This window comes from Streptomyces chattanoogensis (genome assembly GCF_001294335.1).
GTDB classification, from domain to species: domain Bacteria; phylum Actinomycetota; class Actinomycetes; order Streptomycetales; family Streptomycetaceae; genus Streptomyces; species Streptomyces chattanoogensis.
Genome location: NZ_LGKG01000135.1, coordinates 87782 through 113870, shown reverse-complemented (window position 1 = coordinate 113870; position 26089 = coordinate 87782). Strand labels below are relative to the sequence as shown.

General features: G+C 69.7%; 27 protein-coding genes. 23 read left to right on the top strand and 4 right to left on the bottom strand.

Going from position 1 to position 26089, the window contains the following annotated elements; all coding sequences use genetic code 11:
* Position 1: 1 nt before the first annotated feature.
* Positions 2-454, top strand: a complete 453-nt coding sequence (locus ADL29_RS16965; RefSeq protein ID WP_006604632.1) for a heat shock protein transcriptional repressor HspR — start codon at positions 2-4, stop codon at positions 452-454.
* 71 nt (positions 455-525) lie between these two features.
* Here the strand turns inward: ADL29_RS16965 and ADL29_RS16960 are convergent, their stop codons facing one another.
* The 3 genes from ADL29_RS16960 to ADL29_RS16950 form a co-directional block, all read right to left on the bottom strand.
* A complete protein-coding gene (locus ADL29_RS16960; protein WP_053924470.1) occupies positions 526-930 on the bottom strand; it encodes a hypothetical protein in 405 nt (134 codons plus the stop codon).
* Between the two features lie 477 nt (positions 931-1407).
* Positions 1408-1812, bottom strand: coding sequence for a pyridoxamine 5'-phosphate oxidase family protein (locus ADL29_RS16955; protein WP_046927243.1), 405 nt, complete (start codon positions 1810-1812; stop codon positions 1408-1410).
* 46 nt (positions 1813-1858) lie between these two features.
* Positions 1859-2434 (bottom strand): Uma2 family endonuclease, encoded by a 576-nt coding sequence (locus ADL29_RS16950; protein ID WP_078971058.1) that lies wholly within the window; start codon positions 2432-2434, stop codon positions 1859-1861.
* A gap of 178 nt (positions 2435-2612) precedes the next feature.
* Here ADL29_RS16950 and clpB point away from each other — a divergent pair, with 178 nt between their 5' ends.
* The 8 genes from clpB to ADL29_RS45270 all read left to right on the top strand — a co-directional run bounded on the left by clpB (position 2613) and on the right by ADL29_RS45270 (position 9894).
* Positions 2613-5246 carry an ATP-dependent chaperone ClpB gene (gene clpB, locus ADL29_RS16945; protein ID WP_053924468.1) on the top strand — a complete coding sequence of 878 codons (2634 nt, stop codon included), beginning with the start codon at positions 2613-2615 and terminating at the stop codon, positions 5244-5246.
* Between the two features lie 116 nt (positions 5247-5362).
* The gene (locus ADL29_RS16940) at positions 5363-5899 is read left to right on the top strand and encodes a type III secretion system chaperone family protein (protein WP_053924467.1); all 537 of its coding nucleotides are present in this window, start codon (positions 5363-5365) and stop codon (positions 5897-5899) included.
* 213 nt (positions 5900-6112) lie between these two features.
* On the top strand, positions 6113-6448 hold the full coding sequence (locus ADL29_RS16935; protein ID WP_157878509.1) for a hypothetical protein: 336 nt from the start codon (positions 6113-6115) through the stop codon (positions 6446-6448).
* 132 nt (positions 6449-6580) lie between these two features.
* Positions 6581-7177 carry a WXG100-like domain-containing protein gene (locus ADL29_RS16930; protein ID WP_053924465.1) on the top strand — a complete coding sequence of 199 codons (597 nt, stop codon included), beginning with the start codon at positions 6581-6583 and terminating at the stop codon, positions 7175-7177.
* The gene (locus ADL29_RS16925; protein ID WP_053924464.1) at positions 7174-8193 is read left to right on the top strand and encodes a hypothetical protein; all 1020 of its coding nucleotides are present in this window, start codon (positions 7174-7176) and stop codon (positions 8191-8193) included. Before ADL29_RS16930 ends, ADL29_RS16925 begins: the two co-directional genes overlap by 4 nt.
* A 7-nt stretch (positions 8194-8200) precedes the next feature.
* Complete coding sequence (locus ADL29_RS16920) at positions 8201-8563, top strand: hypothetical protein (RefSeq protein WP_053924503.1); 363 nt, start codon at positions 8201-8203, stop codon at positions 8561-8563.
* Positions 8564-8646: 83 nt separating this feature from the next.
* Positions 8647-9387, top strand: coding sequence for a hypothetical protein (locus ADL29_RS16915; protein ID WP_053924463.1), 741 nt, complete (start codon positions 8647-8649; stop codon positions 9385-9387).
* Between the two features lie 321 nt (positions 9388-9708).
* On the top strand, positions 9709-9894 hold the full coding sequence (locus tag ADL29_RS45270; protein WP_245689459.1) for a hypothetical protein: 186 nt from the start codon (positions 9709-9711) through the stop codon (positions 9892-9894).
* A 142-nt stretch (positions 9895-10036) separates the two neighbouring features.
* Here the strand turns inward: ADL29_RS45270 and ADL29_RS16905 are convergent, their stop codons facing one another.
* Entirely contained in the window at positions 10037-11230 is a 1194-nt protein-coding gene (locus ADL29_RS16905) for a pyridoxal phosphate-dependent aminotransferase (protein WP_053924461.1), read from the bottom strand.
* Positions 11231-11430: 200 nt separating this feature from the next.
* Here ADL29_RS16905 and ADL29_RS44550 point away from each other — a divergent pair, with 200 nt between their 5' ends.
* The 14 genes from ADL29_RS44550 to ADL29_RS16840 all read left to right on the top strand — a co-directional run bounded on the left by ADL29_RS44550 (position 11431) and on the right by ADL29_RS16840 (position 26057).
* Positions 11431-11706, top strand: a complete 276-nt coding sequence (locus ADL29_RS44550) for a hypothetical protein (protein ID WP_157878508.1) — start codon at positions 11431-11433, stop codon at positions 11704-11706.
* A 361-nt stretch (positions 11707-12067) separates the two neighbouring features.
* Entirely contained in the window at positions 12068-12589 is a 522-nt protein-coding gene (locus ADL29_RS16900) for a DUF2617 family protein (protein ID WP_053924460.1), read from the top strand.
* 213 nt (positions 12590-12802) lie between these two features.
* Positions 12803-14557: a polyamine aminopropyltransferase gene (locus tag ADL29_RS16895; protein ID WP_078971057.1), complete on the top strand. Its 1755-nt coding sequence runs from the start codon at positions 12803-12805 to the stop codon at positions 14555-14557.
* A gap of 114 nt (positions 14558-14671) precedes the next feature.
* Positions 14672-15544 (top strand): SRPBCC domain-containing protein, encoded by an 873-nt coding sequence (locus ADL29_RS16890; RefSeq protein ID WP_053924459.1) that lies wholly within the window; start codon positions 14672-14674, stop codon positions 15542-15544.
* Between the two features lie 65 nt (positions 15545-15609).
* The gene (locus ADL29_RS16885; RefSeq protein ID WP_053924458.1) at positions 15610-16458 is read left to right on the top strand and encodes an aldose epimerase family protein; all 849 of its coding nucleotides are present in this window, start codon (positions 15610-15612) and stop codon (positions 16456-16458) included.
* 24 nt (positions 16459-16482) lie between these two features.
* Positions 16483-17025 (top strand): orotate phosphoribosyltransferase, encoded by a 543-nt coding sequence (pyrE, locus tag ADL29_RS16880; RefSeq protein WP_053924501.1) that lies wholly within the window; start codon positions 16483-16485, stop codon positions 17023-17025.
* Positions 17026-17229: 204 nt separating this feature from the next.
* Positions 17230-18252, top strand: a complete 1023-nt coding sequence (gene fbaA, locus ADL29_RS16875; protein ID WP_053924457.1) for a class II fructose-bisphosphate aldolase — start codon at positions 17230-17232, stop codon at positions 18250-18252.
* A 396-nt stretch (positions 18253-18648) separates the two neighbouring features.
* Positions 18649-20160, top strand: a complete 1512-nt coding sequence (locus tag ADL29_RS16870; protein ID WP_053924456.1) for an MFS transporter — start codon at positions 18649-18651, stop codon at positions 20158-20160.
* A gap of 120 nt (positions 20161-20280) precedes the next feature.
* Entirely contained in the window at positions 20281-20694 is a 414-nt protein-coding gene (locus ADL29_RS16865) for a DUF3151 domain-containing protein (protein ID WP_053924455.1), read from the top strand.
* A 182-nt stretch (positions 20695-20876) separates the two neighbouring features.
* Positions 20877-21803 (top strand): tryptophan 2,3-dioxygenase family protein, encoded by a 927-nt coding sequence (locus tag ADL29_RS16860; RefSeq protein ID WP_078971056.1) that lies wholly within the window; start codon positions 20877-20879, stop codon positions 21801-21803.
* Positions 21796-23103: a kynureninase gene (gene kynU, locus ADL29_RS16855; protein ID WP_078971055.1), complete on the top strand. Its 1308-nt coding sequence runs from the start codon at positions 21796-21798 to the stop codon at positions 23101-23103. Before ADL29_RS16860 ends, kynU begins: the two co-directional genes overlap by 8 nt.
* The gene (locus ADL29_RS16850; RefSeq protein ID WP_053924454.1) at positions 23100-23957 is read left to right on the top strand and encodes an alpha/beta hydrolase family protein; all 858 of its coding nucleotides are present in this window, start codon (positions 23100-23102) and stop codon (positions 23955-23957) included. Before kynU ends, ADL29_RS16850 begins: the two co-directional genes overlap by 4 nt.
* A gap of 88 nt (positions 23958-24045) precedes the next feature.
* Positions 24046-25404 carry a sensor histidine kinase gene (locus tag ADL29_RS16845; protein ID WP_425424252.1) on the top strand — a complete coding sequence of 453 codons (1359 nt, stop codon included), beginning with the start codon at positions 24046-24048 and terminating at the stop codon, positions 25402-25404.
* On the top strand, positions 25401-26057 hold the full coding sequence (locus ADL29_RS16840) for a response regulator (protein WP_046927255.1): 657 nt from the start codon (positions 25401-25403) through the stop codon (positions 26055-26057). Before ADL29_RS16845 ends, ADL29_RS16840 begins: the two co-directional genes overlap by 4 nt.
* The last annotated feature ends 32 nt before the right edge of the window (positions 26058-26089 follow it).

The window sequence follows — 26089 nt, the reverse complement described above, 5'->3', positions numbered from 1 at the left end:
GATGGACAGCCGGGGCGGGCAGCGTCGTAACCCGTATGAACTGACCGAAGAATCGCCGGTGTACGTCATCTCCGTCGCGGCTCAGCTCTCGGGTCTGCATCCGCAGACCCTGCGCCAGTACGACCGCCTGGGCCTGGTCTCTCCCGACCGCACGGCCGGCCGGGGCCGCCGCTACTCCGCCCGCGACATCGAACTGCTGCGCACCGTCCAGCAGTTGTCGCAGGACGAGGGCATCAACCTCGCCGGCATCAAGCGCATCATCGAGCTGGAGAACCAGGTCGCGGCCCTCCAGCAGCGGGTCGCCGAACTCCAGGGCGCCCTGGAGGGCGCGGCCAGTGCCATGCAGCAGCGCGAGGCGGCGGTGCACGCTTCCTACCGGCGCGATCTGGTGCCGTATCAGGATGTGCAGCAGACCAGCGCGCTGGTGGTGTGGCGGCCCAAGCGGTCGGAGTAAGCAGTGCGCCAGCCGTACGCGGAAGGGCCGGGGAACGCCATCCCCGGCCCTTTTCCGTACGCGCGCGGAACTCAGCAGCCGTTGTATCCCGCCGTCGGCATCGACAGCCGACGGTGCACATGGGACTTCATCGCCGAGGTGTAGACCGGCTCGTCGAGGTCGGCGGTCTCCAGCCGTACGCCCGCCGCCGCGCACCGCGCGCCGAATTCGTCGGCCCCGGCGATGGCGTTCTCCAGCGCCCGCCGGTTGGGCGCCACGAACACATCGACCAGCCCCTGCTCGACATCGCTCCACAGCGCGCTGTGGTCGGCGCGCAGCTGATGCAGGCTGAGCCGGCAGGTCAGGCGGTAATCACGGGCTGCCGCCCACTGTGTGCACATGTCGTGCTGGCTGCGGTCGTCGACCAGAAACGGATCCTCGTCCAGCTCGGACAGCGGCATCAGGCAGGCGATCGCCGTCACTCGGACCGAGTTCATCGTGCCCTCCGGGGCGTGGCGATTGTGGGGGCGACGATACCCCCGCAGACGCCCCGGGGTGGAGGGGTGGTGCTGGGTGGCGAGGCGTAGCCGCAGGCGTGGCAGATCTTCCAGCCGTCCTGGTTGATGGCGAGCTGGCCGCCGCACCGGGGGCAGAGTTCCGCACGCGGATGCGGAGGGATTCGTTCCGGGCGTAACGGACGGCGTGGAACAGTCGTCGCGATGCGCGGCGCGTACGCCATGCGGGCCTCCGGCTGCCGACTTGTGCTCGAAGGAGGGCCGAGAAGGTCCGCTTCAGCGCGGAACTGTTCGGTGCCTGCCGTTTCTCTGTGTCCTGGGTACCAGGCGAGCGCCCGGCGGCGGATGCGGAGCGTCCGTATTCAGCCAGGTCCGGACCAGATGGCGGGTACGTCCGGACCGGATGGGGGTACGTCCGGACCGGATGAGGGAACGTCAGGGAATCCGTTCGTACGGACCTCAGGCCCGCCCCATCGCCCTGGTCACCGCGATCTCGATCATGACCCGGTCGGGGTTGGGCTCCGGCGTACGTCCGTACCGCCCGGCGTACCGGTTCACCGCATCGGCCACCGCCTCGGCGTCCGTACGCACCCGCGCAATGCCCTCCAGCGTCGCCCAGCGCCCGCGGTCCACCTGGCACACCGCGACGGTGGCACCGTCGGCCCCGGCGGCGAGGATGTTCTTGACCTTGGTGCTGTCCTTGCGGGTGATGATCCGCGCGATCCGCTGCCCGGCGTCGTAGGTGACGCCTACGGGAACGACATGCGGGGTCCCGTTCGTACGCAGCGTGGTGAGGGTCGGCATCAGGTACTCGCCCCAGAAGGCGACGTACTCGGGGGTGAGGGCGGAGAGGTCGTGGGCCATGGGGGCCAGCGTAGAGGGGCGGCCGCGGCCCATGGCCAGGGTGGGGTCAGAGGAAGTCGGTGGTCTCGAGGTCGAAGGAGAAGGGTGCGGGGAGGGGGAGGGGTTTGCCGAAGGGCATGGTGGTGTTCGCTACGTAATCCTCTCCGGAGGGGTCGCTGAACAGCGTGATCGTCGTCCTGTCGCGGTCGACCAGCAGGTAGAAGGGGATGCCGGCCCGGGCGTAGCAGCGCCGTTTGGTGACACGGTCGCGCTCGGGCTTGCTCGAGGTCACTTCGACGACCAGCACGACACCTTCGCTGGGCATCCAGGACTCGGCTCCTTGGAACAGGTCCAGTTCGCAGGGCGCGAAGGTGATATCGGGGATCACGTGGTTCTTCCGGTCGCCTGGGCGCAGAAGCAGTCCCTTGGTGCCGGAGAAGTCCATGTCCACTTCGGACCTGGCCAGGATCTGCTTGGACAGTCGGCTGAAGAAGCGCTCGTGGTTCCCGTCCGGCGGCGGCGTCACAACGATTTCCCCCTCGATGAACTCGGCCCGGAAGCCCTCGGGGGTCTCCAGGGTCGAGAAGTAATCCAGGAGGGTCTCTTCGTCGGTAGCCATTGGCTCGTGTGCCATAGCCGTCATGCTGCACCTCCTTGTGGTCGAAGGCCAGGGTTACCGGGCGCCGTCGCCGACGAAGGCGCGTTCGCAGTCGTTCACCCGCAGGGGTGAGATGCAGGCTTGAGTGGAATAGACTCAACTTATCGCACGTTGGTAACTGCAGGAACAAATCAGTCACGAGTACAAGGAGGATCACGAGCCCGTGGACGCCGAGCTGACCAACAAGAGCCGGGAAGCGCTGGCCGCCGCCAATGAGCGGGCGGTCACCGCCGGGCACGCGGACATGACGTCCGCGCATCTCCTGCTCGCGCTGCTGGCCGGGCAGGACAACGAGAACATCATGGACCTGCTGGCGGGCGTCGAGGCCGACGCCGCCGCGCTGCGCAACGGCGCCGAGCGCCAGCTCGCCGGGCTGCCCAGCGTGCAGGGCTCGACCGTCGCCCCGCCGCAGCCCGACCGCGACCTGCTGTCCGCCATCGCGGACGCCACCCAGCGTGCCCGCGACCTCGGCGACGCCTACGTCTCCACCGAGCACCTCCTCATCGGCATCGCGGCGAAGGGCGGCCGCACCGGCGAGCTGCTGGAGCAGCAGGGCGCGAGCGCCAAGAAGCTGGCGGCCGCGTTCGAGGCGAGCCGCGGCGGGCAGCGGGTGACCACCGCCGACCCGGAGGGCACGTACAAGGCGCTGGAGAAGTTCGGTACGGACTTCACCGCGGCCGCCCGCGAGGGCAAGCTCGACCCGGTCATCGGCCGGGACCACGAGATCCGCCGCGTCGTCCAGGTCCTCTCCCGGCGTACGAAGAACAACCCGGTGCTGATCGGCGAGCCCGGCGTCGGCAAGACGGCCGTCGTCGAGGGCCTGGCCCAGCGCATCGTCAAGGGCGATGTCCCCGAGTCGCTGCGCAACAAGCGGCTGGTCGCGCTCGACCTGGGCGCGATGGTGGCCGGTGCGAAGTACCGCGGTGAGTTCGAGGAGCGGCTGAAGACCGTCCTGGCGGAGATCAAGTCCAGCGAGGGCCAGATCATCACCTTCATCGACGAGCTGCACACCGTCGTGGGCGCGGGCGCCGGCGGAGACTCGTCCATGGACGCCGGCAATATGCTCAAGCCGATGCTGGCCCGCGGCGAGCTGCGGATGGTCGGTGCGACCACCCTGGACGAGTACCGCGAGCGGATCGAGAAGGACCCGGCGCTGGAGCGCCGCTTCCAGCAGGTGCTGGTCGCCGAGCCGACCGTCGAGGACACCGTGGCCATCCTGCGCGGCCTCAAGGGGCGCTACGAGGCCCACCACAAGGTCCAGATCGCCGACTCCGCGCTGGTCGCCGCGGCCACCCTCTCCGACCGCTACATCACCTCCCGCTTCCTCCCCGACAAGGCCATCGACCTCGTCGACGAGGCGGCCTCCCGCCTCCGTATGGAGATCGACTCCTCCCCCGTAGAGATCGACGAACTCCAGCGCGCCGTGGACCGCCTCAAGATGGAGGAGCTGGCCCTCAGGAACGAGACCGACGCAGGCTCCGTCCAGCGCCTGGACAAGCTCCGCAAGGACCTCGCCGACAAGGAGGAGGAGCTGCGGGGGCTGACCGCCCGCTGGGAGAAGGAGAAGCAGGGCCTCAACCGCGTCGGTGAGCTGAAGGAGAAGCTGGACGAGCTGCGCGGCCAGGCGGAGCGCGCCCAGCGCGACGGCGACTTCGACACCGCCTCCAAGCTGCTGTACGGCGAGATCCCGGCCGTCGAGCAGGAGCTGGAGGCGGCGGCAGCGGCCGAGGCCGAGCAGGAGGCGTCGAAGGAGTCCATGGTCAAGGAGGAGGTCGGCCCGGACGACATCGCGGACGTGGTCGGCTCCTGGACCGGCATTCCGGCCGGCCGCCTCCTGGAGGGCGAGACCCAGAAGCTGCTGCGCATGGAAGAGGAGATCGGCAAGCGGCTGATCGGCCAGGCCGAGGCCGTACGGTCGGTCTCCGACGCGGTGCGCCGCACCCGCGCGGGCATCGCCGACCCGGACCGCCCCACCGGCTCCTTCCTCTTCCTCGGCCCGACCGGCGTCGGCAAGACCGAGCTGGCCAAGGCGCTGGCGGACTTCCTCTTCGACGACGAGCGGGCGATGGTCCGTATCGACATGTCGGAGTACGGCGAGAAGCACAGCGTGGCCCGGCTGGTCGGCGCGCCGCCCGGGTACGTCGGCTACGAGGAGGGCGGTCAGCTCACCGAAGCCGTCCGCCGCCGCCCGTACAGCGTCGTCCTCCTGGACGAGGTCGAGAAGGCCCACACCGAGGTCTTCGACGTCCTGCTCCAGGTCCTCGACGACGGCCGCCTCACCGACGGCCAGGGCCGCACGGTCGACTTCCGCAACACCATCCTCATCCTGACCTCCAACCTCGGCTCGAACTTCCTCATGGACCCCCTCCTCAAGGAGGACCAGAAGAAGGAAAAAGTCCTGGAGACGGTCCGGTCGTCCTTCCGCCCCGAGTTCCTCAACCGGCTCGACGACCTGGTGGTCTTCCACCCCCTGGGCACCGATCAGCTCCAGCGCATCGCCCAGATCCAGATCGACCACCTCCAGCGCCGCCTGGCCGACCGCCGTCTCACCCTGGACATCACCGACCGCGCCCTGACCTGGCTCGCCTGGCTCGGCCAGGAACCGGTCGTCGACGCCCCGGCCCCGGACCTGTCCTACGGCGCCCGCCCCCTGCGCCGCCTGGTCCAGACGGCCATCGGCGACCAGCTCGCGCGCGCCATCCTGTCGGGTGAGGTGCTGGATGGGGACACGGTGCGCGTCGATGTGGACGGCGACGGTGACCGGCTCTCCGTCGCCCCTGCCAGGACCGTCGCCTGACCAGGGGCGATGGTCCGCCTTGACCGATCCCTTGCTCACCGCTGCCCCGTCCGCACTTGCCAGGACGGGGCAGGGGTGGGGGAGGATGGCAGGGACCATACGAAGGGAATTCCACGGTGAGCATCGACCCGTCCTCGATTCCGAATTTCGGGGGCCAGCCCGAACCGCAGCCGTCGGGGCCTGAGGGTCCCGTCGTGCCTGACCAGGACCTGGTCAAGCAGCTCCTTGACCAGATGGAGCTGAAGTACGTAGTCGACGAGGAGGGTGACCTCGCCGCCCCGTGGGAGCAGTTCCGCACGTACTTCATGTTCCGTGGCGAGGAGGAGCAGCAGATCTTCTCCGTCCGGACGTTCTACGACCGTGTCCACAGCATCGACGACAAGGCGAAGCTGCTGGAGGCGATCGACGACTGGAACCGCCAGACCCTGTGGCCCAAGGCCTACACCCACACCCATGACGACGGCACGGTCCGTCTGATCGGTGAGGCATCGATGCTGATCGGCACCGGTGTCTCGCTCGAGCACTTTGTCTCGAGCACGGTCAGCTGGGTCCGCGCCTCGATCGAATTCGACAAGTGGCTCGTCGAGCAGCTCGGCCTCGAGGCCGAGATCGAAGGCGACGCCGACGAGAAGCCGGGGGACGACGGGGCCTGAGCCTCGTCCATATCACCTCTCGGCTGCGCGGGCCCCGGAGCTTATGGCTCCGGGGCCCGCGTCTGTCCGGGGGCGGGGCGTGGCCGACGGGGATATACGCGTGCACGGCCCGGCGAGGACTGGGAGGATCGTAGGTTCACTTGCGGGCCACCGGACCGTATGCGGTTCCGCGGGGCTGCGGAGACCCCGCGGAGGCGGGAGACAGGGGGAGACATGCGCGGGCGGCCAATGCGCTGGACGGCGTGGCGAATTCCGGGGTGGAAGGACGACGAAAGGCTCCGGGACTTCTACCAGTGGGCCTTCCTCCCGGATCTGATCGATGACATGGCCGGCAGGAAGGCCTACGTCAATGACGGCAGCGAACACGCCCAGCGCCTCCGCACCAGCCTCGAGTACCTCCTCGAGCAACAGCCTGCCGACGCCGATACCTGGTACAGCATCACCGGCTACTCCTTCTCCTCGGAGGGCGAGCTCTACGGCTACCTCCTTGAGGTTTACGACTACTTCTACGGCACCCGCGCCGAACCGCCGTTTGCGCCGGCCCCCTGAGCTACAGGTCAGCAGAACACCGCACTCCCGATCGAACTTGATCGATTTCAGCCAAATATGGAACCGTGCTCCCACATCACACGTCCGTAGACACGGTGTTGGGCGGACGCGGAGCTGAGGGGGAGGCCGGCGGTGTCGATCGAGCTGCCTGGTGAAGTCGTCTGGATCATGGACTTGATGGGCCTGGAATGGCCCGACATCGACGAGGACGAACTGCGCGCCTGGGCCGGACACGTACGGGAATTCGGCCAGAACCTCGCGGAGGGGCACAGCGGGCTGGACTCCACGCTGAAAGGCCTCGCGGACGCCTACGAAGGCGCGTCCTACGACGCACTGCTCAACCGCTGGAACCAGGTGTCCGGTGAGCACCACACAGCTCTGACCAATTGCTGCGAGGTCCTGGCCGCGGCACTGGAGGTCGCGGCCACCGGCGTGGTCGTGGCCAAGGGCGTGGTCATCGCCCAACTGGTCATCACCGCCGTCGAGATGGCGGCGGCCGCGGCCGCGACGGTCGCGACGCTCGGCATTGCCGCGGCCGCCGAGGCAGCAGCCATCGAAGTCGGCAAACGCATCATCAGAGCCATCATCCAGGAAATCGAGGACGTCCTCATCGCCGAACTCGTCTCCATGGCGATCGAGCCCTTCCAGGCCGAAATCGAAAAAGCCGTGTCCGGCCTTGTTTTCAAGGGCGTTGACGCGGCGCTGGGTGCGGCCGGGGGTGCCGCATGAGCAAGGGATTCAAGGCACACCCCGACCACTTGGCGAAGGCGGCCAAGGAAGCCCACGAGCATGCGAAGAAGGTGGAGAGCCACGGCAGCAATCTGGATGCCAAGACGCGCGGCAAACTGCTCGGTAAGGGCAAGTTCGGGATGATCGTGCAGAAGGCGGTCCGACCGATCATCGACTCCATGATCACGGACATGTCCAAGGCCATGGCCAGGGGGCACCGGTCTATCGGGCACGGGCTGGACATCACCCGGAAGAACATCGATGACGCCGAAGAGGCGATACGCAAGAGCATGAAGCGGCACCAGGACGACCGGGACGCGCCCAAGTTGAAACGTGGCGACCGGGTCCTCGGTGAGGATGACGTCCGCGACCAGTACAAGCGACGGATCAACACGCGGCTGGAGGGCCTTCGGAATCAGGGCCATGGGCCACAGCGGCACCTGGATCCCACCGATGACATGCTGAAGGATCGGTTGGGAGAGCCCACCAGGGCCAAGGACCCTCAAGGCAAACTGATTGAGGAAAACGGCGACTGGAAATATACCCGGCAGAGGGGGTATATGCAGAGTCAAAACAAGATCGACCCCGTGCATGGGCCAAATGCCAGGGAGCGCCTTCATCCAGACGATCTGTATCTCGATGCAGAGAAAAAGGGTAAGCCGCATAAATGCGACGCCTTCTCCACGGCCTTTAAGGAGGATCAAGGTGAAGCGTTCGTGTATGCCGATGAGCACGCCAAGGGTAAAATTGACGGCGAGAGAACGCGAATTCGCGGCTCTGACAGGCATCAAGTCATATTCTCGCCCGAAGATGCCTGGGGGCCCGGTGATCACCGGGATAAATTCCGCGGGTTCTACATCGATCCCAGTAATCCGATGAATCGCGATGAAAGTATCAACTACAAACCGGTGGACTTTCAAGATGCGAAAATAAAGGCGATATATGCGCCGGACGGGAATGGTGGATTCAGGCTGGTGACCATGTTCCCGGAGCCCGTCCCCATCTATAATAAGTGAGGTGGAGATGTCCTCCAGGAAATTCAGGCCATCGAGTATTCCGCATTTTTCTGCGGAGGCGGGCGGGATTGGTGAATTCTTCACGCTCTCCCTCAGCGTTGAGTTCATCGATGACGTCCCCATTTACAAGTCGTACATCGTCCGAAACCCTAAATCGCCAGACGCCCGGAATCTGCGCGAAGCGTTGGAATACCTGCTTCGTGAGCGGCCTGCCACCGACGATGATTGGGCCGAGCTGACCGGCGTCAGATTCTGGGGCGATGACCATCTGTACGCATACCTGCAGGATCTGTACGACTACATCTACGGGGACCGCAAGGAGCCGCCGGAGTCACCGGATGATGCCCCGCCGCTCGGCTACGGGGTTTGACTGCCCGCCGTGCCAAGGGTCTCCGTGGGAAGATTGGCCACACTCGAACAGCTTGAACTCTCGATGGACGGAGTCTCCGTTTCATGACAATGCGCGACGAACTGCCACCGCGCACCGGCCCGTGGGCTACCCGCTTCGACTCCGAGGAGGCCATGGTCCAGGCGGACGACGCCCTGCGTGAGGCGGCGCTGAAGAATCACGATCTCTCGCCGATTCTGCCGTTCGAGGCTGTTTACGGAGAGGGGGAGGGCTGTCTGGGGAAGGCCACCGCGATCACGATCGACCCGCGGCGGCCTTACAACGCCGACGGTGAAATCAATTACGTCTACGCGGATTTCTCCACCCGGGGACTTCTGTACGGCGTGTACCGCCCGGCCGAGGAGACCGAGGGCATGGCGGACGAGGGCGCGGCAGACCAGGACGGGCCGACGGATGACGCCGACCTGTGGAACACCACGCTGTACCCGTACCCGGGCGGCTACGAGGAATTCGATCCGGTCACCGTTCCGCTGGCCGATCTCGGGCTGGACGTACCGGGCGTGGACCGTCGTTTCGTGCATTTCTGCGCCGGGATTCTCGGCGTCGAGGCAGTCGACGATCTCGGCATGCTGCGGCAGACGTTCGACCTGGCCTGGCCCGACTATCAGGACACGATTCGCGCGGGGCTGAAGCATCTCGTGGCGAATCAGCCGATGACGGTGGATCAGTGGTTTGACCTCACTTATGTGCAATTCCCCGGCCAGCGGGAACTGAGGGCGTACCTCGCGCAGGTCTACGCCTACCTCTTCGAGGACTTCGACGCCATGCCGGTCGCTCCTCAATGAGGCACTGAACGGCGAAGATTACTTCGCTTCGGCGGAGGACTGGCTGGGCCTCACGAGCTTCCGGTTCTTTTCCGAGGGGCGCTCTACGGCTTCCTGATCCGGATCGCCCCGCCAAGCGACCGGCACGTAACAGGTGAGGTGGAGATGTTCTCAAGGAAGTTCAGGCCATCAAGCATCCCGCATTTTTTCGCCGAAAGAGGCGGGGTGGGTGATTTCATCAGGTCCAGCCTCCATGTTGAGTTCATGGATGACGTCCCCATTTACAAGTCGTACATCACTCGAAACCCTAAGTCGCCAGACGCCAGGAATCTGCGCGAAGCGTTGGAGTACCTGCTTCGTGAGCGGTCTGCCACCGTGGGGGACTGGTACGAGCTGACCAGCGCCAATTTCTGGCGCGATGACCTTCTGTATACCTACCTGCAGGAGATGTACGACTACTTCTACGGCGACCGCAAGGAGCCGCCGGAGTCCCCGGACGACACCCCGCCGCCCGGCTATTGGGACTGACCGGCCCGACTCACCGCGGGGGCTTCGGGCGAGTGGGCCGCTATGACCCAGGTGAGCCGCCGGTGGCCCCGGACCCGCAAGCGCCCCGCCCGAGGGCTACGGCGCATAGCGGTCGGACGTCATGCCCGGCGGCCCCACCGACTCAGAGCTTCCGCAGCCGCCCCACCGCCTCCCGCAGCACCTCCTCCCGCTTGCAGAACGCGAACCGTACGTACGGCGCCCCCCGGTCCTTGTGGTCGTAGAAGACGGCGTTCGGGATGGCGACGACGCCGGCGCGTTCCGGGAGGGCGCGGCAGAAGGCGAAGCCGTCCCCCTCTTTGGACAGCACAGCGCCCAGGGGACGGATGTCGGTGGTGATGAAGTAGGTGCCGGAGGGGCGGAAGACCTGGAAGCCGGCGTCGGTGAGGCCGGTGGCGAGGATGTCGCGTTTGGTGCGGAGGTCGTCGCGCAGGGCCGTGTAGTAGGAGTCGGGGAGGGCGAGGGCCTCGGCGACGGCGTACTGGAAGGGGCCCGCGGAGACGTAGGTGAGGAACTGCTTGGCCGAGCGGACGGCGCTCACCAGGGGCGGGGCGGCCGTCACCCAGCCGACCTTCCAGCCGGTGAAGGAGAAGGTCTTGCCGGCGGAGGAGATGGTGACGGTGCGGTCGCGCATCCCGGGGAACGAGGCGAGCGGGGTGTGCTCGCCGTCGAAGACCAGGTGTTCGTAGACCTCGTCGGTGATGACGAGGAGGTCGCGCTCGACGGCCAGTTCGGCGATGGCGGCGAGTTCGTCGTGGGTGAGGACGGTGCCGGTGGGGTTGTGCGGGGTGTTGAGCAGGATGAGGCGGGTGTCGTCGGTGACGGCGTCGCGGAGTTCGTCGAGGTCGAGGTGGTACGTGCCGGTGGACGCCTCCGGGCGGAGGGTGACCGGGACGCGCCGGGCGCCCGCCATGGCGATGCAGGCGGCGTAGGAGTCGTAGTACGGCTCCAGGGCGATGACCTCGTCGCCGGGCTCCAGCAGTGCCAGCAGGGAGGCGGCGAGGGCCTCGGTGGCACCCGCGGTGATCAGGACCTCGGTGTCGGGGTCGTAGGACAGGCCGCGGTGCCCGTAGAAGCGCTCTTGGTGGGCGGCGACGGCGGTGCGCAGTTCGGGGATGCCGGGACCGGGCGGGTACTGGTTGCCGCGGCCGTCGCGCAGTGCGCGGACCGCCGCCTCTCTGACCTCCTCGGGGCCGTCGGCGTCGGGGAAGCCCTGGCCCAGGTTGATGGAGTCGGTCCGTACGGCGAGTGCCGACATTTCCGCGAAGATCGTGGTGCCGAATTCGGCGAGGCGGCGATTGAGCAGCGGTCGGTCCATGCGCGCCATCCTCCGCCGAACCTCTGGAGTTCCTCAACTGTGCTTTGAGACCGGGAGGGCTCGGGCATCAGCCCCGCACGACAGACATGGACGGCCGCCGACGAGGGCGGCCGGCGGCGCCGCACGGTGCCGCGCCGGCGCACGGGGCGCCGGACGGAGCGATGCCTCGCTTCGGGGGAACGAAAAGGAGTGTGAGGCAGATGGTGGGTTTCCTGGTCTTCATAGTGATCTTCGTGGTGGTGGTGGGGCTGGTGTCCCTGGCCTCGCGGGGCGGGGGCGGGGGCGGCCGGAAGCGCCGTAGCTCCTCGTCGTCGGGGGGCAGCTGGTGGGCCGGCGGCGACGGCGGCGCCAGCAGCAGCTGCGGATCGAGCGGCAGCCATCACGGTGGCCACCACGGTGGCTGCGGCGGCGGCTCCTCGTGCGGCGGCGGAGGCTGCGGTGGGGGCGGTGGCGGCGGTTGCGGGGGCGGCTCCTGAGAGCCCTCGGAGCGACCGTTCCGCACCTCCCGTACTGCGCAGATGCAGTGCACATGCAGCTCACATGCGCACGTCCCATGCTTGACCGCATATGCGCCCGGCGGGCCGTGACTTTCTCATGAACACCCGCTTGGTGCTTGTGTGTTGAACAACTGAACTGAGGGGCCCTCTAGGGGATGGAAAGCCATCGAAGATGGGTAAAACGGCTGTGGCCGACCTGCCATCCATGATTCCCTCTCCTTCGAGAATCCCCCAGTTCTCGCAATCCCACGTGGGCACGAGCCGGCAGGCATTCATACATCCCTGATCCCTTTCGGGTGGGCCGGCCCACCATTCCACTGCGTGTTTGCGGAGCCGACCCATGCTCACCACTCTGAAGACGGCGTACACCGATACCCGTGCCTCCGATCTGGCCTGGGCTCTGGGCAGGGAACCCCTGCCGGCCCTGGCCGTGCTCGATCTCCAACTCAACGACGCTCGGGTGCAGTTGAGGCTGCTCGGGGCTTCTCACCAGGTGCTTCTCGAGGAGGAGCACGGCAGTTGTTCCGAAACCGTGGCCTGTATGCCGGGCAGCAGTACGCCGCTGCCGCTCGGTGTGGCCAAACGGCTGGGCGACTGGGAGTACGAATTCGCCGCGCATGTGGAGACGCTCTCGCGCGGCTCCTTCGCGGGGCGTGCGCAGGAATTGCTGGCGCTGGTCGCCGAGCATCCGTACGGCCTCGCGGGGACGTTCCCCGGCTCGCCGCATGCCTTCACCGCGATGCTGGCGCAGCGCCAGCACGGCCAGGTGCGCTGGCGGACCTGGCACGCGTACCCGCAGGAGGGCCGCCTGGTGGCCACCCGCACGCGGGTGGGCGTACGGGCGACGGTCGCGGCCGTCTAGACGTGCGTCCGGCAGGAGGCGTGCCCGCTGTCGTCGCGGGGCGTCGGCCCGGGTGCGGTGTCCAGCCGTCCCAGGTAGGACGCGTACATATGCCCTGTGCATGGCGACATGCCCCGAGCGCAACCAGATAGAGGGCAATGGCCATGTGTAAAACGGAGACTGCACTCGTGTGGGTGACAAAAGCGTGCGGAATCGTCACGTAGCGTTCATTTCATGATCGACCAGCCAGAGCCCGCTTTCCCCGGCGCCCTCGGGCCGTCGGAGGCGCCGTCGATGGCCATGAAGCCGGCACGGCTGCCTGTGCCGTCCGGGCTCGGCCGTCTGCTCGTCCTCGCCGTCGTCTTCGTCTGCGCCGCGTGCGGTCTGGTCTACGAGCTCGAACTGGTCGCACTGGCCACGTACTTGGTCGGTGACTCCGTCACCCAGGCCTCCGTCGTGCTGTCCGTCATGGTCTTCGCCATGGGCATCGGGGCGCTGCTGGCCAAACGGCTGCGCTGCCGGGCGGCGGCCGGTTTCGGCGCGGTCGAGGCGCTGCTCGCGCTGGTCGGCGGCCTGTCCGCGATGGCGCTCTACGCCTGCTTCGCGTGGTGCGGCCAGTCGCGCTCCGCGCTGGTGGGCTTCTCCCTGGCCATCGGGGTGCTGATCGGCGCCGAGGTGCCGCTGCTGATGACGCTGATCCAGCGGGTCCGCTGCCAGGACGCGGGCGGCGCGGTCGCCGACCTCTTCGCCGCGGACTATGTGGGCGCGCTCGTCGGCGGGCTGGCCTTTCCCTTTCTGCTGCTGCCGCGACTGGGCCAGCTGACCGGCGCGCTGGTCACCGGCGGGGTCAACGCGGCGGCGGGCGGCGCGCTGGTGCTGTGGCTGTTCCGCCGCGATCTGAGCACCCGCGCGCGCTGGCTGCTGCTCCTGGCCAATGTGCTGGTGCTCGCCCTGCTCGCCACGGGCACGCTGCTGGCCTCGTCCTTCGAACGGGCCGCCCGGCGCGCGGTCTACGGCCCGGAGGTACGGGTCGCGGTCCAGACCGGCGTCCAGGAGGTGGTGATGACCGGCGGCACGGGGGCCGGAGCCGGTGCGGGGCGCGGGAGGAAAGGTTCCGGCCGGCCGCTCGAGCTGTATCTGGACGGCCGGCTGCGGGTCAGCGCGGACAACGAATTCCGCTACCACGAGGCACTGGTGCACCCGGCGATGGCGGGTGGCCCGCACGGCCGGGTGCTGGTCCTCGGGGGCGGCGACGGCCTGGCGGTCCGCGAGATCCTGCGCTACCGCGCGGTCCGCTCGGTCACCGTCGTCGAACTCGATCCCGGCGTTCTGCGGCTGGCCCGTACGGACCCCGGTCTGTCCCGCCTCAACCGCCACTCGCTGAGCGATCCCCGCGTCCATACGGTGACCGAGGACGCCTTCGACTGGCTGCGGCAGCGGGGCGGCGCGGCCGCCGACGGCCGGCCACCGCGGCCGTACGACGTCATCGTCTCCGACCTCCCCGACCCCGGGATCACCGCCAGCACCAAGCTCTATTCGCAGGAGTTCTACGGTCTCGCCGCGCGGATGCTGGCCCCCGACGGGCGGCTGGCGGTGCACGCCGGGGCTCCGGTGCAGCGGCCGCGGTCGTACTGGACGGTGGAGGCGACGGTGCGGTCGGTGGGCCTGTCCACCGTCCCGTACCGCGTTTCCGGGCGGCTCGCCGACTTCTCCGGGGCGCCGGACCGCGCCGTCGGCCTGGTCGGGCCGGACGGCCCCCCGGTACCCGTCCCGCCCGGGGACGAGGCCGCAGTACCGGCCCGGCGGATAAAGTTCTGGGGCTTCGTACTGGCCGCGCGGCACCGGCCCCGGCTGGGCCTGGCACCGGACGCGCCCCCGCTGGCCGCCGTCACCCGCGCGGGGCTGCGGGCCGACGAGCGCGGGGCGGCCGCCGGGCGGATCCGGTCCATGCGGCCCTCGACGCTGATGCACCCGCGGTACCAAGGGTGAGGGCGGGGCGGCGCACGCCGCGCGGCCGGGGCCGCGGGCCGTCCGGCGCCGGTATGCAGAAATTTGTGCGGCAGCGGGCACGTGTCCGGGGGGTGCTGGGTAGGCTCCCATGCCATGGAGCATGAGGTGTACGTTCCGTTTCCCGTCGGCACGGTGCGGCAGGCGCTCACCGAGCCGGAGCGCGTGGCGCGCTGCATCCCTGGAGTCCAGCTCGACGCCGATGCGGCCCCGAACATCCCCGAGGGCCGACTCCGGCTGCGTATCGGCAGCTCCACCATCACCTATCGCGGCACGCTGACGATCGCCGGCGGAGCGTCGCAGGGGGACGCCCCGCTGATCTTCGAGGCGAAGGGGACCGAGTCGCGCGGCGACGGTGCGGTCGCGCTGACGCTGACCGTGCGGCTGACGCCCGCCACCGAGCCCGCCACGGGCACGACGCTGGCCTGCTCCGGTGAGCTGCGCAGCGACGGCCGGCTCGCCGAGGCCACCGACCGGTCCGCCGAGACCGCGGGCCGCCGCCTCCTCGACCGTTTTGCGGAGAACCTGGCGGAGGATCTCAAGGAGCACCCGGTGACGGCCCGTGAGGAACGCTCCGGGCAGGGCATCTTCGAGACCGAGGTGCCGCCGCCGTCGCTCGACCCCGGCAGCGAGCTGGGTGATCTGAGCGACCTGAGCGATCTGGACGACGTGCACGACCTCGACGAGGTGGATGCGGCGCTCGACGGGGAGCGGGCGCGGGATGCGGATCATGCGTACGACGGCGATGCCGAGGGCGAGGTGCCCGCAGAGGCCGCGCATGCGCGCCGGACGATGATCGGGCGGAGCGCCGAGGAGGTCGACCATGCACCGCCGCGCGGGCGGTATGCGCCGGTGCCGCCGCCGGAGGTGAACACCGCCTCGGCGACGCTGCGCTGGGCGGCGCCCGCCGCGGCGGTGGTGCTGGCCTCCGCCGTGGTCGTCGGCCGGGTGCTGCGCCGCCGCCGCTGAAGCATGGCGGGCGGGACCGGCGGTGGCGGCGGTGCGGTGCGCGGGGCCGCCGTTAGGGTCGTGGCGTGAGCACCGACAACACCACGCAGAGCGCGTCGCGGACGCGTCCGGAGGGCGTACGGCTGGCCGCCGGGAACGCCGAAGTGACCGTCCGCCCGGACCTCGGCTGCCGCCTCGGCAGCCTCCGCGTCGACGGCCTGGAGCTGCTGCGGCAGGGCGACAAGTACGGCAGCTTCCCGATGGTCCCGTGGTGCGGCCGGATCGACCACGGCCGCTTCCGCAACGGCGGTGAACTGCACCAGATGCCGGTCAACGCCGCACCGCACGCCATTCACGGCACCGGCCGCAACCTCCGCTGGCGCACCGCACGGTCGAGCGCGACGGAGGCCGTCTTCACCTACGATCTCGCCGATCCGGTTGCCCCGTGGCCGTACCCGGGAACGGTGACCCAGCAGGTCGCGCTCGCCGAGGACGGCGGCTCGCTCACCCTGACGCTGTGCATCGAGACGATCGGCGACTCCTTCCCGGCCCAGGCCGGCTGGCACCCGTGGTTCCTGCGGAACCTGGGCGACGGCGGTGCGGACGTCATCGTCGACTTCGCGGCCGAGTGGCAGGAGGAGCGGGGCGCGGACCATCTCCCGACCGGCCGCCGGATCCCGCCGAAGCCGGGGCCGTGGGACGACTGCTTCGGGATGCCGCGGGGTGTGGACGTCACGCTCACTTGGCCGGGGCGGCTTCAGCTGACGGTGGCCAGCCGGGGCGAGTGGGTGGTGATCTATGACGAGCAGGAGGCGGCGGTCTGCGTGGAACCGCAGTCGGGCCCACCGAACGGACTCAATACGCTGCCGCGCCTGGTCACGCCCATCGATCCGCTGGAGATCTCCACGACGTGGAGCTGGCGGACGCTGTCGTGAGCCCGTGGACTTAAGCTCATGGCCATGAGTGACGACGTGCGCGGCGAGCTGCTGCAGCAGATCAAGGACAAGGCCGTGGTGCACGGCAAGGTGACGCTTTCCTCCGGCAAGGAAGCCGACTACTACATCGACCTGCGCCGGATCACCCTGGACGGCGAGGCCGCACCGCTGGTCGGTCAGCTGATGCTGGACATCACCGCCGACCTGGACTACGACGCGGTCGGCGGGCTGACGCTGGGCGCCGACCCGGTCGCGACCTCGATGCTGCACGCCTCCGCCGCGCGCGGCCGCCGCCTCGACTCCTTCGTCGTCCGCAAGGCGCAGAAGGCGCACGGTATGCAGCGCCGTATCGAGGGCCCGGACATCAAGGGCCGCCGGGTGCTGGTCGTCGAGGACACCTCCACCACCGGCGGCTCGCCGCTGGCCGCCGTCGAGGCGGCGCGCGAGGCCGGTGCCGAGGTCGTTGCGGTGGCAACGATCGTGGACCGGGGCGCGGCATCGGCCATCGCCGAGGCGGGCCTGCCGTACATCACCGGATACCAGCTCGGCGACCTCGGCCTCGCCTGAGTGATCTTGCTGGACGGCTGACCAGGCTCTGACCTGCAGCTTTCACAAAGGGCGGTCGGTTTCACGTGAAACCGACCGCCCTTTTGCATGAAGGCCGGATGGGCGATGTGGAGCCGACGGCCGGGTCTGGGAAGATGGCCCCGGCGAAGTCGTCGCCCCCTGGTCAGGGAAGCAAGCACACCCGCCTACACAAGGAGCGGACAGATGCCCATCGCAACTCCCGAGGTCTACAACGAGATGCTCGACCGGGCGAAGGCAGGCAAGTTTGCCTACCCGGCCATCAATGTGACCTCGACGCAGACCCTGCACGCAGCGCTGCGTGGTTTCGCCGAGGCCGAGAGCGACGGCATCATCCAGATCTCCACCGGTGGTGCGGAGTTCCTGGGCGGTCAGTACAGCAAGGACATGGTCACCGGCGCGGTGGCGCTCGCCGAGTTCGCGCACGTCGTGGCCGCCAAGTACGACATCACCGTCGCGCTGCACACCGACCACTGCCCCAAGGACAAGCTCGACGGGTACGTCCGTCCGCTCCTGGACGTCTCCGCGGAGCGCGTCGCCAAGGGTCTGAACCCGCTCTTCCAGTCCCACATGTGGGACGGCTCGGCCGAGACCCTCGCGGACAACCTGGCCATCGGCCAGGAGCTGCTGGCCAAGGCCGCCGCCGCCAAGATCATCCTCGAGGTCGAGATCACCCCGACCGGTGGCGAGGAGGACGGCGTCACCCACGAGATCAACGACGAGCTCTACACCACGGTCGACGACGCGCTGCGTACGGCCGAGGCGCTCGGCCTGGGCGAGAAGGGCCGCTACCTGCTTGCCGCCTCCTTCGGCAACGTCCACGGCGTCTACAAGCCGGGCAACGTCGTGCTCCGCCCCGAGCTGCTCAAGGACCTCCAGGAGGGCGTCGCCGCCAAGTACGGCAAGGCCGCCCCGTTCGACTTCGTCTTCCACGGCGGCTCCGGCTCCACCGAGCAGGAGATCGCCACCGCGCTGGACAACGGCGTGGTCAAGATGAACCTCGACACCGACACCCAGTACGCCTTCTCGCGCCCGATCGCGGACCACATGTTCCGCAACTACGACGGCGTGCTGAAGGTCGACGGCGAGGTCGGCAACAAGAAGACCTACGACCCGCGCAGCTGGGGCAAGCTGGCCGAGGCCGGCATGGCCAAGCGGGTGACGGAGGCCTGCGCCAACCTGCGCTCGACGGGCACCAGGATCAAGTAACCCCACGTTGTCGTCCGTCCCGCCGTAGGTGCTTCTCGCCGTTGCGCCTGCGGCGGGCGTGGGTGTGTACGGGTGCGGTGCCGCTCCTCCGGACTCCGTCCTGCGGAGCGGCCCCTCCTGTGGGTGGGGGGTGAAGAGGCCGGTGGGGGCAGGCGTTGAGTGTCCGGTTCCCTGTGACGCGTCCAACGGGTGCACCCGACTGCGTACGGACACGCCCACGGGTTTTCCCCACCCTCAACGGGGAGGTGCCGGGCTGTAGCGGCGGAGCCGTGTAAGCCCGGTGCCGCTGCCGAACAGCCCCGCGCAGCGGCGCCAGCCCGCCGCAGGCGCAACGGCGAAACACCCCCATGGCGGGAAAGTCGAAAACGTGGGGAGAAACCCGGGAACGCTCAGGGTATGAGCGAACCGACCGCCGTCCGCCTGGCATCGGCGCAGGGCCGGTGGGTGCTGGTCACGGCCGTGCTCGGATCGGGCATGGCCATGCTCGACAGCACCGTCGTCAACGTCGCCCTGCCCCGTATCGGCCAGGACCTGAACGCCGATCTCGGTGTCCTGCAGTGGACCGTCTCCGCGTACATGCTCACCCTCGCCTCGCTGATCCTGCTCGGCGGCTCGCTCGGCGACCTGTACGGGCGGCGGCGGGTGTTCGTCATCGGCGTCCTGTGGTTCGCGGCGGCCTCGCTGCTGTGCGGGCTGGCGCCGAATGCCGCGGTCCTGATCGCGGCCCGTGCGCTGCAGGGCGTCGGCGGGGCGCTGCTGACGCCGGGCTCGCTGGCGTTGATGCAGGCGGTGTTCCACCCCGACGACCGGGCGCGGGCGGTCGGCGCCTGGTCGGGGCTCGGCGGGGTGGCCGCGGCGGTCGGCCCGTTCATCGGCGGCTGGCTCGTGGACGGGCCGGGCTGGCGCTGGGTGTTCTTCGTGAACGTGCCGCTGGCGGCGGTATGTGTGCCGGTGGCGCTGCGGCATGTCCCCGAGACCCGGGAACGTCGGGGGCGTGAGCGCCACGGATTCGATGTGCCGGGTGCGGCGCTGGGGGCCCTGGCGCTCGCCGGGGTGACCTATGCGCTGATCGCGGCGCCGGACCGGGGTGCATCGCCCGGGGTGATCGTCCCGGCGGTGGCCGGTCTGCTGTTCGGGGTGGCGTTCGTACGCGTCGAGCGGCGGCGGACGGATCCGATGCTGCCGCCGGAGATCTTCACCAACCGCCAGTTCAGTGCCATCAACGCCGTGACGGTCTGTGTCTACGCGGCCTTCAGTGGCTTCTTCTTCCTCTCCGTGCTCCAGCTTCAGGTCGTGGCGGGCTACTCGGCGCTCGAGGCCGGCACGGCGCTGCTGCCCACGACCGTCCTGATGCTGCTGTTGTCGGCCCGCTCCGGGGAGCTGGGGCAGCGCATCGGCCCGCGGATCCCGCTCACCGCGGGGCCGGTGGTGTGCGCCGCCGGGATGCTGCTGATGGTGCGTGCCGGCGTGGGGGCCTCGTATGCGGCCGATGTGCTGCCCGCGCTGGTGGTGCTGGGGCTCGGCATGGTGACGCTGGTCGCGCCGCTCACCTCGACCGTGCTGGCGGCGGTGGAGGTGGACCGGGCCGGCCTGGCCAGCGGGATCAACAACGCGGCGGCGCGGGCCGCGGGGCTGGTGGCGGTGGCCGCGCTGCCGCTGCTTGCGGGGATGAGCCCCGAGGCGTATCGCTCGGCCACCGAATTCGCGGCGGCGTTCCGGCGCGCCATGCTGCTCTGCGCGGTGATTCTGCTGGTCGGGGCGCTGATCGCGTGGCTGACCGTACGGCCCGATGTGCTGCGCCCCGCTGAGCCGGAGGTGCCGCAGCCCTGCCATCCGGAGTGCCGGTACCACTGCGGGGTGAGCGCGCCGCCGCTGGACCCGGGGGAGTCCGGGTCCGGAAGCCCGTAGGGCCGTCACCGCATGTGACAGCCGCACGCCGGTCCCGGGAAGAGCGGCGAAGGAGCCCCGCGGCACATCAGCCGACGACGTGGGGAGGAAGCACAGCGCGGCGCTTGGCAGACTTAAGACATGGCCATTCACGAGAATCTGCTCGGGGGACCGCCCCCGACCCATCTGCCCGACGACCCCGAGCCCCGCGAGCTGCTCGCTGCGGGCACGGCGCCGTCCGATGTCGCCGCGAAGTACCCGACCTCCTCGCTGGCCTGGGCGCAGCTCGCGGACGACGCATTCCAGGGGGGCCGGACCGTCGAGTCCTACGCCTACGCCCGCACCGGCTACCACCGTGGCCTGGACGCGCTGCGCCGGGCCGGCTGGAAGGGCCACGGCCCGGTGCCGTTCGAGCATGAGCCCAACCGCGGCTTCCTGCGCGCGTTGCACGCCCTCGCCCGCGCCGCGCAGGCGATCGGCGAGCAGGAGGAGTACGAGCGCTGCACGACATTCCTGCGCGACTCTTCGCCGACCGCGGCCGACACGCTGTCCTGACGTCGGCCGACGGAGATCTCGAAGGGCCGGCCGCGTGATCGCGGTCGGCCCTTGCGCGGCCGGAGAACAGCACGGATGATTTCAGTGGGCCTGGTGATTCCACGCCCGAGGGGACCGGGGCTCCCAAGCCGACAAGGAAGGAGCGGACCGCTACCCGGTAGTTCGCACCTGAGGAGTCCCTCATGTCGCAGCTTTCTCCGCATTCTCCGGCCGAATCCGGCTCTCCCGCCGCGAGCGGCGGCACGGTTTCACGTGAAACAGTGCCGGTTTCACGTGAAACCGCATCGGACGCGCCGTTCGCCCCCGATCTGAGCATCGGCAGCACCACCACGACCCCGTACGAGGACTACGTCAAGGCCAGCGTCCTCACCCACCTCCAGCAGCCGCTCTCGGACGACCCCGGCGAGATGGCCTTCCTGGTCACGACCCAGGTCATGGAGCTGTGGTTCACGGTGATCGTCCACGAATGGACCACCGCCGCCGAGGCGTTGCGCCGCGATGAGCTGACGGTGGCCATGGACGCGCTGCGCCGCTCCATGTACGAGCTGGAAGCGCTGAACGCCTCCTGGAAGCCGCTCGCCCGGCTGACCCCGGAGCAGTTCAACGCCTATCGCGACGCGCTCGGCGAGGGCTCCGGATTCCAGTCCGCGATGTACCGGCGGATGGAGTTCCTGCTCGGCGAGAAGTCCGCGTCGATGCTGGTGCCGCACCGCGGCGCACCGCGCGAGTACGCCGAGCTGGAGAAGGCGCTGCAGGAGCCGAGCTTGTGGGACGAGGTGCTGCGGCTGCTCGCACACCGCGGCTATGCGATTCCGGAGGCCGTGCTCCAGCGGGATCCGGCGCTGCGCTACGAGCCGGACGCGGCCGTCGAGGCCGTCTGGGCCGAGATATACGCCGGTCCGCAGGAGTCCGAACTGGTCCGCCTCGGCGAGGCGTTGACCGATGTCGGCGAGCTGGTGTGGCGCTGGCGCAACGACCATTTGGTCGCGACCCGGCGTGCGATGGGCTCGAAGATGGGCACCGGCGGCTCCGCGGGCGTGGCCTGGCTGGAGAAGCGGGCCCGTAAGAACGTGTTCCCCGAGCTGTGGACGGCGCGCAGCCATGTCTGAGACCCCTGAAAACGAGACCCCCGCGGCCACCGGTGTTCCCGAGGCCCGCGACCATGCCGCCCAGGCCGGGCAGCTGGATGCCGCCGACCCGCTCGGCGCGACGATCCGTGACCGCTTCGTCCTGGACGCTCCGTCCGATCGTGCATCCGGCGATGCGGGGGTGTACCTCGACGGCAATTCGCTCGGCGCGCTGCCCCGCGCGGTGCCCGGCCGGATAGCCGACGTGATCTCCCGCGAGTGGGGCGAGATGCGCATCCGCTCGTGGGACGAGTCCGGCTGGTGGACCGCGCCCGAGCGGATCGGCGACAAGATCGCACCGCTCATCGGGGCGTCGCCCGGCCGGGTCGTGGTCGGCGACTCCACCAGCGTCAATGTCTTCAAGGCCGTGGTCGGCGGCATCCGGATGGCCGGGAAGGGCTGTACGGAGATCCTCGTCGATGCCACGACGTTCCCGACCGACGGCTATATCGCCAGGTCGGCGGCCCGGATGACGGGCCTTGCGGTCCGCCCGGTCGAGCCCACGCGGATTGCCGACGAGGTCACCGAGAGGACGGCGCTCGCGCTGGTGAACCACGTCGACTACCGCACCGGAGAGCTCAACGACCTTCCCGGCATCACCACCGCACTGCACTCCGCCGGCGCGCTCGCCGTCTGGGATCTGTGCCACAGCGCCGGTGCGCTGCCGGTCGAAGTGGAGCGGTACGGCGTCGACCTGGCCGTCGGCTGCACCTACAAGTACCTCAACGGCGGGCCCGGTTCGCCCGCGTATCTCTATGTGCGCGAGAGCCTCCAGGACCGCTTCGACTCGCCGCTGCCCGGCTGGAACTCGCACGCCGAGCCGTTCGGGATGGCCCCCGACTACGCCCCTGCCGACGGCATCGTCCGTGGCCGGGTCGGCACCCCGGACATCCTGTCGCTGCTCGCCCTCGAGACGGCGCTGGATGTCTGGGACGGCGTCAGCCTCGAGGACGTCCGCACCAAGAGCCTCGCCCTGACCGACTTCTTCCTCGACTGCGTCGCCGCCTACGTGCCGCCCGGCCGGGTCCGCTCGATCACGCCGTACGACCACGGCCGGCGCGGAAGCCAGGTGTCGCTGGAGTGTTCCGGTGCCGCCGAGGTGATGACCGAGCTGATCCGGCGCGGGGTGGTCGGCGACTTCCGCAAGCCCGATGTGCTGCGCTTCGGCTTCACCCCGCTCTACACCTCCTTCGCGGACGCGGAGCGGGCGGCGTGGGTGCTGGGCGAGGTGCTGCGGGCGCTGCCCGAGCAGGACCCGCGGACGGCCGGGGCCGGCGGGTGAGCGCACACGACGAGGAGTCGGCGCTGCTGGGGCTCGCCCCGGTGGCGCCGGTCCGGACGGTGGCGTACGGGGCGCATCCCGACCAGGTCGTGGACCTGTACGGGCCGTGGGGGCGGGCGTCCGGCCCGCCGGTTGTCCTCCTGCACGGCGGCTTCTGGCGCGCCGCCTACGACCGCCGTCATCTCTCCCCGCTCGCCGCCGAACTGGCCGGGCGGGGGCTGCCGGTCGCCCTTGCCGAGTACCGCCGGGTGGGGGCGGGCGGGGGCGCGCCGGGGACGTTCGAGGACGTGGCTGCGGCGGTCGACGCGGTGGCGTACGCGGCACGGGAGCACGAGGCAGCCGGGGCGCGGGCGGATGACGCGGCCTCCGGCGGGGCCGGGTCGGACCGTGGCCTCGTCCTCCTCGGGCACTCCGCGGGCGGCCATCTCGCCCTGCTCGCCGCCGCCCGCCCCGGCAGCCCGGTCACCCGGGTGCTGGCCGTCTCGCCGGTCGCCGATCTCGCCCGCGCCCATGAGCTGGGGCTGAGCGGCGGCGCGGTCGCCGAGCTGCTGGGCGGTGACGGGACCGACGACGGTGACGGATCCGACGGCGATGACGGGACCGACGACGCCGGTTTCGGGGAGCGGCTCGCCGCGGCCGACCCGCTGCGCCACCCGCCGCCCCCCGGCGTCCCCGTCACGATCCTGCACGGCACCGACGACCGGGACGTTCCGCTGGACATCTCCCGCCGCTACGTCGCCGCGAACCCCGCTGCTGACCTGCGTGAACTGGCCGGAGTCGGGCATTACGCGCCGGTCACCCCGGGCAGCGCGGCCTGCCGCACCCTCCTCGGTCTCCTCCACCCACGCTCCTAGGTCCCGTGCGCGTAGTACCTGTGGGGGAGACGGAAGATACGCGCCGGAGCGGACGCCGGGACGGCCGCCCTTGCTTACCGTTGTCTTCGTGAACCAGACGAACCAGACGTCGACGAACGACACGTCCCAGACGCAGAGCACCCTTCGCTCAGAGGCCCGGATAGCCAGTGGCGCGGTCCACCGGCTGCGTCAGGATCTGTTCGTCGATGCCTTCGCCTTCCGACCGATGCCGCCGCTGGAGGACGCCAAGGTCTCCCGATGGGTGCCGTGGCTGCCGGAGCGGATACGGCACTGGGCGCGCTGGCTGCCGCACCTGATCGTCGTGCTGTGCTCCGTGTTCGTCCTCCTGGCCACTGTGGGCATGGCCTACGACATGGGCATCTTTTCGGTCCTGTCGCTGCTGGTGGCCCTGCCACCGGTGGTCACGCTCTTCCGGCCGGTGGGCGCCTTCTGGCTGTCGCTGTTCGCGCTCGTCGTGTCGACGGCCATCGCTTCCGTCATGCCGTACGGCAGCGGCCTGACGGCCGGCGCCCTGCTCACCCACCTCGCCGTGATGACGCTGGTGGTGCTGCGCACCAGGCCCCGGCTGGCGGTGGAGATGTGGGCGATCACCTTCACCCTGGCGCCGGTGGGCGCGGCCTTCCTCGGCACGAGCCTGGACAGCCTTCCGCCGTTGGCGATCTTCTTCGGCGTGGTCCTGATCTCCGCGGCGGCGATACGGGCCTGGCGCGAGGAGCGCCAGCAGGTCGTCGCGACACAGACCGCCACCGCCGAGGAGCGCTCCCGGCGCACCCTCCTGGAGGAGCGCGCCACCATCGCCCGTGAGCTGCACGATGTCGTCGCGCACCATATGTCGGTCATAGCCATCCAGGCCGAGGCCGCCCCGTACCGCGTCAAGGACACCCCGCCGGAGCTCGCCACCTCCTTCGCGACGATCCGGGAGAACGCCGTGGCCGCGCTCACCGAGCTGCGCCGCATCCTGGGCGTGGTCCGCTCCGAGGACCCGGATGCGTTCGCCGAGAGCGACCCGGAGGCCCCGCAGCCGACCCTGGCGAGCCTCGGCTCGCTGTACGACAGCGTCCGCAGCGCGGGCCTGACCGTCGAGGCGGTGATCACCGGCGCACCCCGACCGCTGCCGCAGGGGGTGGAGCTCTCCGCCTACCGGATCGTGCAGGAGGCGCTGAGCAACACGCTCCGGCATGCGCCGGGGGCCGACGCCCGGGTGGAGATCTCCTATGTCCTGGGCGGGCTCGGGCTGCGGATCGTCAACGGCGCCCCCAGCCGTCTGGCCAAGCCGTCCCCGGGTGCCGGCCACGGCGTGCTGGGCATGCGTGAGCGGGTGCAGATGCTGGGCGGGGAGATGACCGCCGACCACACCGAGGACGGCGGGTTCGAGGTCGCCGCGTTCATACCCGTGGCGAAGGCCGCGCAGGAGGCCACCGCATGATTCGCGTACTGATCGTCGACGACCAGGTGATGGTCCGCGAGGGCTTCTCCGTCCTCCTCAACGCCATGCCGGACATCGAGGTCGTCGGGGAGGCCGTCGACGGCCGCCAGGCGGTGCACAGGGTCGCCGAGCTCAAGCCGGACGTCGTCCTGATGGACATCCGGATGCCGGAGATGAACGGCCTGGAGGCGACCCGCGAGATCGTCGCCGCCGACGCCGATGCCAAGGTCCTCGTCCTGACCACCTTCGACCTGGACGAATACGTCTACCAAGCGCTGCGCGCCGGAGCCAGCGGCTTCCTGCTCAAGGACGCCTCGGCCGGCCAGCTCGCCGAGGGCGTCCGCATCGTCGCCTCCGGCGAGGCGCTGCTCGCCCCCACCGTCACCAAGCGCCTGATCTCCGAGTTCTCCCGTCTGGGCACCCCGCGCGCCCCCGCCCAGGAACGCATCGGCGACCTGACGGAACGGGAGACGGAGGTCCTGGTCCTGGTCGCCCAGGGGCTGTCGAACGGCGAGATCGCCGAGCAGCTGGTCGTCGCGGAATCCACAGTGAAGACGCATGTCAGCCGAATACTGGTGAAGCTGGGGCTGCGCGACCGGACGCAGGCGGCGGTGTTCGCGTACGAGGCGCGGCTGGTGACGCCCGGGGGCTGACCGGACCGGCCGGCCCCCGGACCTCCGGTCCC

Excerpts from the sequence above, each read along its gene's own strand:
- ADL29_RS16965 (WP_006604632.1), top strand. The coding sequence starts at position 2 with ATGGACAGCCGGGGCGGGCAGCGTCGTAACCCGTATGAACTGACCGAA.
- ADL29_RS16960 (WP_053924470.1), bottom strand. The coding sequence starts at position 930 with ATGAACTCGGTCCGAGTGACGGCGATCGCCTGCCTGATGCCGCTGTCC.
- ADL29_RS16955 (WP_046927243.1), bottom strand. The coding sequence starts at position 1,812 with ATGGCCCACGACCTCTCCGCCCTCACCCCCGAGTACGTCGCCTTCTGG.
- ADL29_RS16950 (WP_078971058.1), bottom strand. The coding sequence starts at position 2,434 with ATGACGGCTATGGCACACGAGCCAATGGCTACCGACGAAGAGACCCTC.
- ADL29_RS16935 (WP_157878509.1), top strand. The coding sequence starts at position 6,113 with ATGCGCGGGCGGCCAATGCGCTGGACGGCGTGGCGAATTCCGGGGTGG.
- ADL29_RS16925 (WP_053924464.1), top strand. The coding sequence starts at position 7,174 with ATGAGCAAGGGATTCAAGGCACACCCCGACCACTTGGCGAAGGCGGCC.
- ADL29_RS16920 (WP_053924503.1), top strand. The coding sequence starts at position 8,201 with ATGTCCTCCAGGAAATTCAGGCCATCGAGTATTCCGCATTTTTCTGCG.
- ADL29_RS16915 (WP_053924463.1), top strand. The coding sequence starts at position 8,647 with ATGACAATGCGCGACGAACTGCCACCGCGCACCGGCCCGTGGGCTACC.
- ADL29_RS16905 (WP_053924461.1), bottom strand. The coding sequence starts at position 11,230 with ATGGACCGACCGCTGCTCAATCGCCGCCTCGCCGAATTCGGCACCACG.
- ADL29_RS44550 (WP_157878508.1), top strand. The coding sequence starts at position 11,431 with ATGGTGGGTTTCCTGGTCTTCATAGTGATCTTCGTGGTGGTGGTGGGG.
- ADL29_RS16900 (WP_053924460.1), top strand. The coding sequence starts at position 12,068 with ATGCTCACCACTCTGAAGACGGCGTACACCGATACCCGTGCCTCCGAT.
- ADL29_RS16895 (WP_078971057.1), top strand. The coding sequence starts at position 12,803 with ATGATCGACCAGCCAGAGCCCGCTTTCCCCGGCGCCCTCGGGCCGTCG.
- ADL29_RS16890 (WP_053924459.1), top strand. The coding sequence starts at position 14,672 with ATGGAGCATGAGGTGTACGTTCCGTTTCCCGTCGGCACGGTGCGGCAG.
- pyrE (WP_053924501.1), top strand. The coding sequence starts at position 16,483 with ATGAGTGACGACGTGCGCGGCGAGCTGCTGCAGCAGATCAAGGACAAG.
- fbaA (WP_053924457.1), top strand. The coding sequence starts at position 17,230 with ATGCCCATCGCAACTCCCGAGGTCTACAACGAGATGCTCGACCGGGCG.
- ADL29_RS16870 (WP_053924456.1), top strand. The coding sequence starts at position 18,649 with ATGAGCGAACCGACCGCCGTCCGCCTGGCATCGGCGCAGGGCCGGTGG.
- ADL29_RS16865 (WP_053924455.1), top strand. The coding sequence starts at position 20,281 with ATGGCCATTCACGAGAATCTGCTCGGGGGACCGCCCCCGACCCATCTG.
- ADL29_RS16860 (WP_078971056.1), top strand. The coding sequence starts at position 20,877 with ATGTCGCAGCTTTCTCCGCATTCTCCGGCCGAATCCGGCTCTCCCGCC.
- kynU (WP_078971055.1), top strand. The coding sequence starts at position 21,796 with ATGTCTGAGACCCCTGAAAACGAGACCCCCGCGGCCACCGGTGTTCCC.
- ADL29_RS16840 (WP_046927255.1), top strand. The coding sequence starts at position 25,401 with ATGATTCGCGTACTGATCGTCGACGACCAGGTGATGGTCCGCGAGGGC.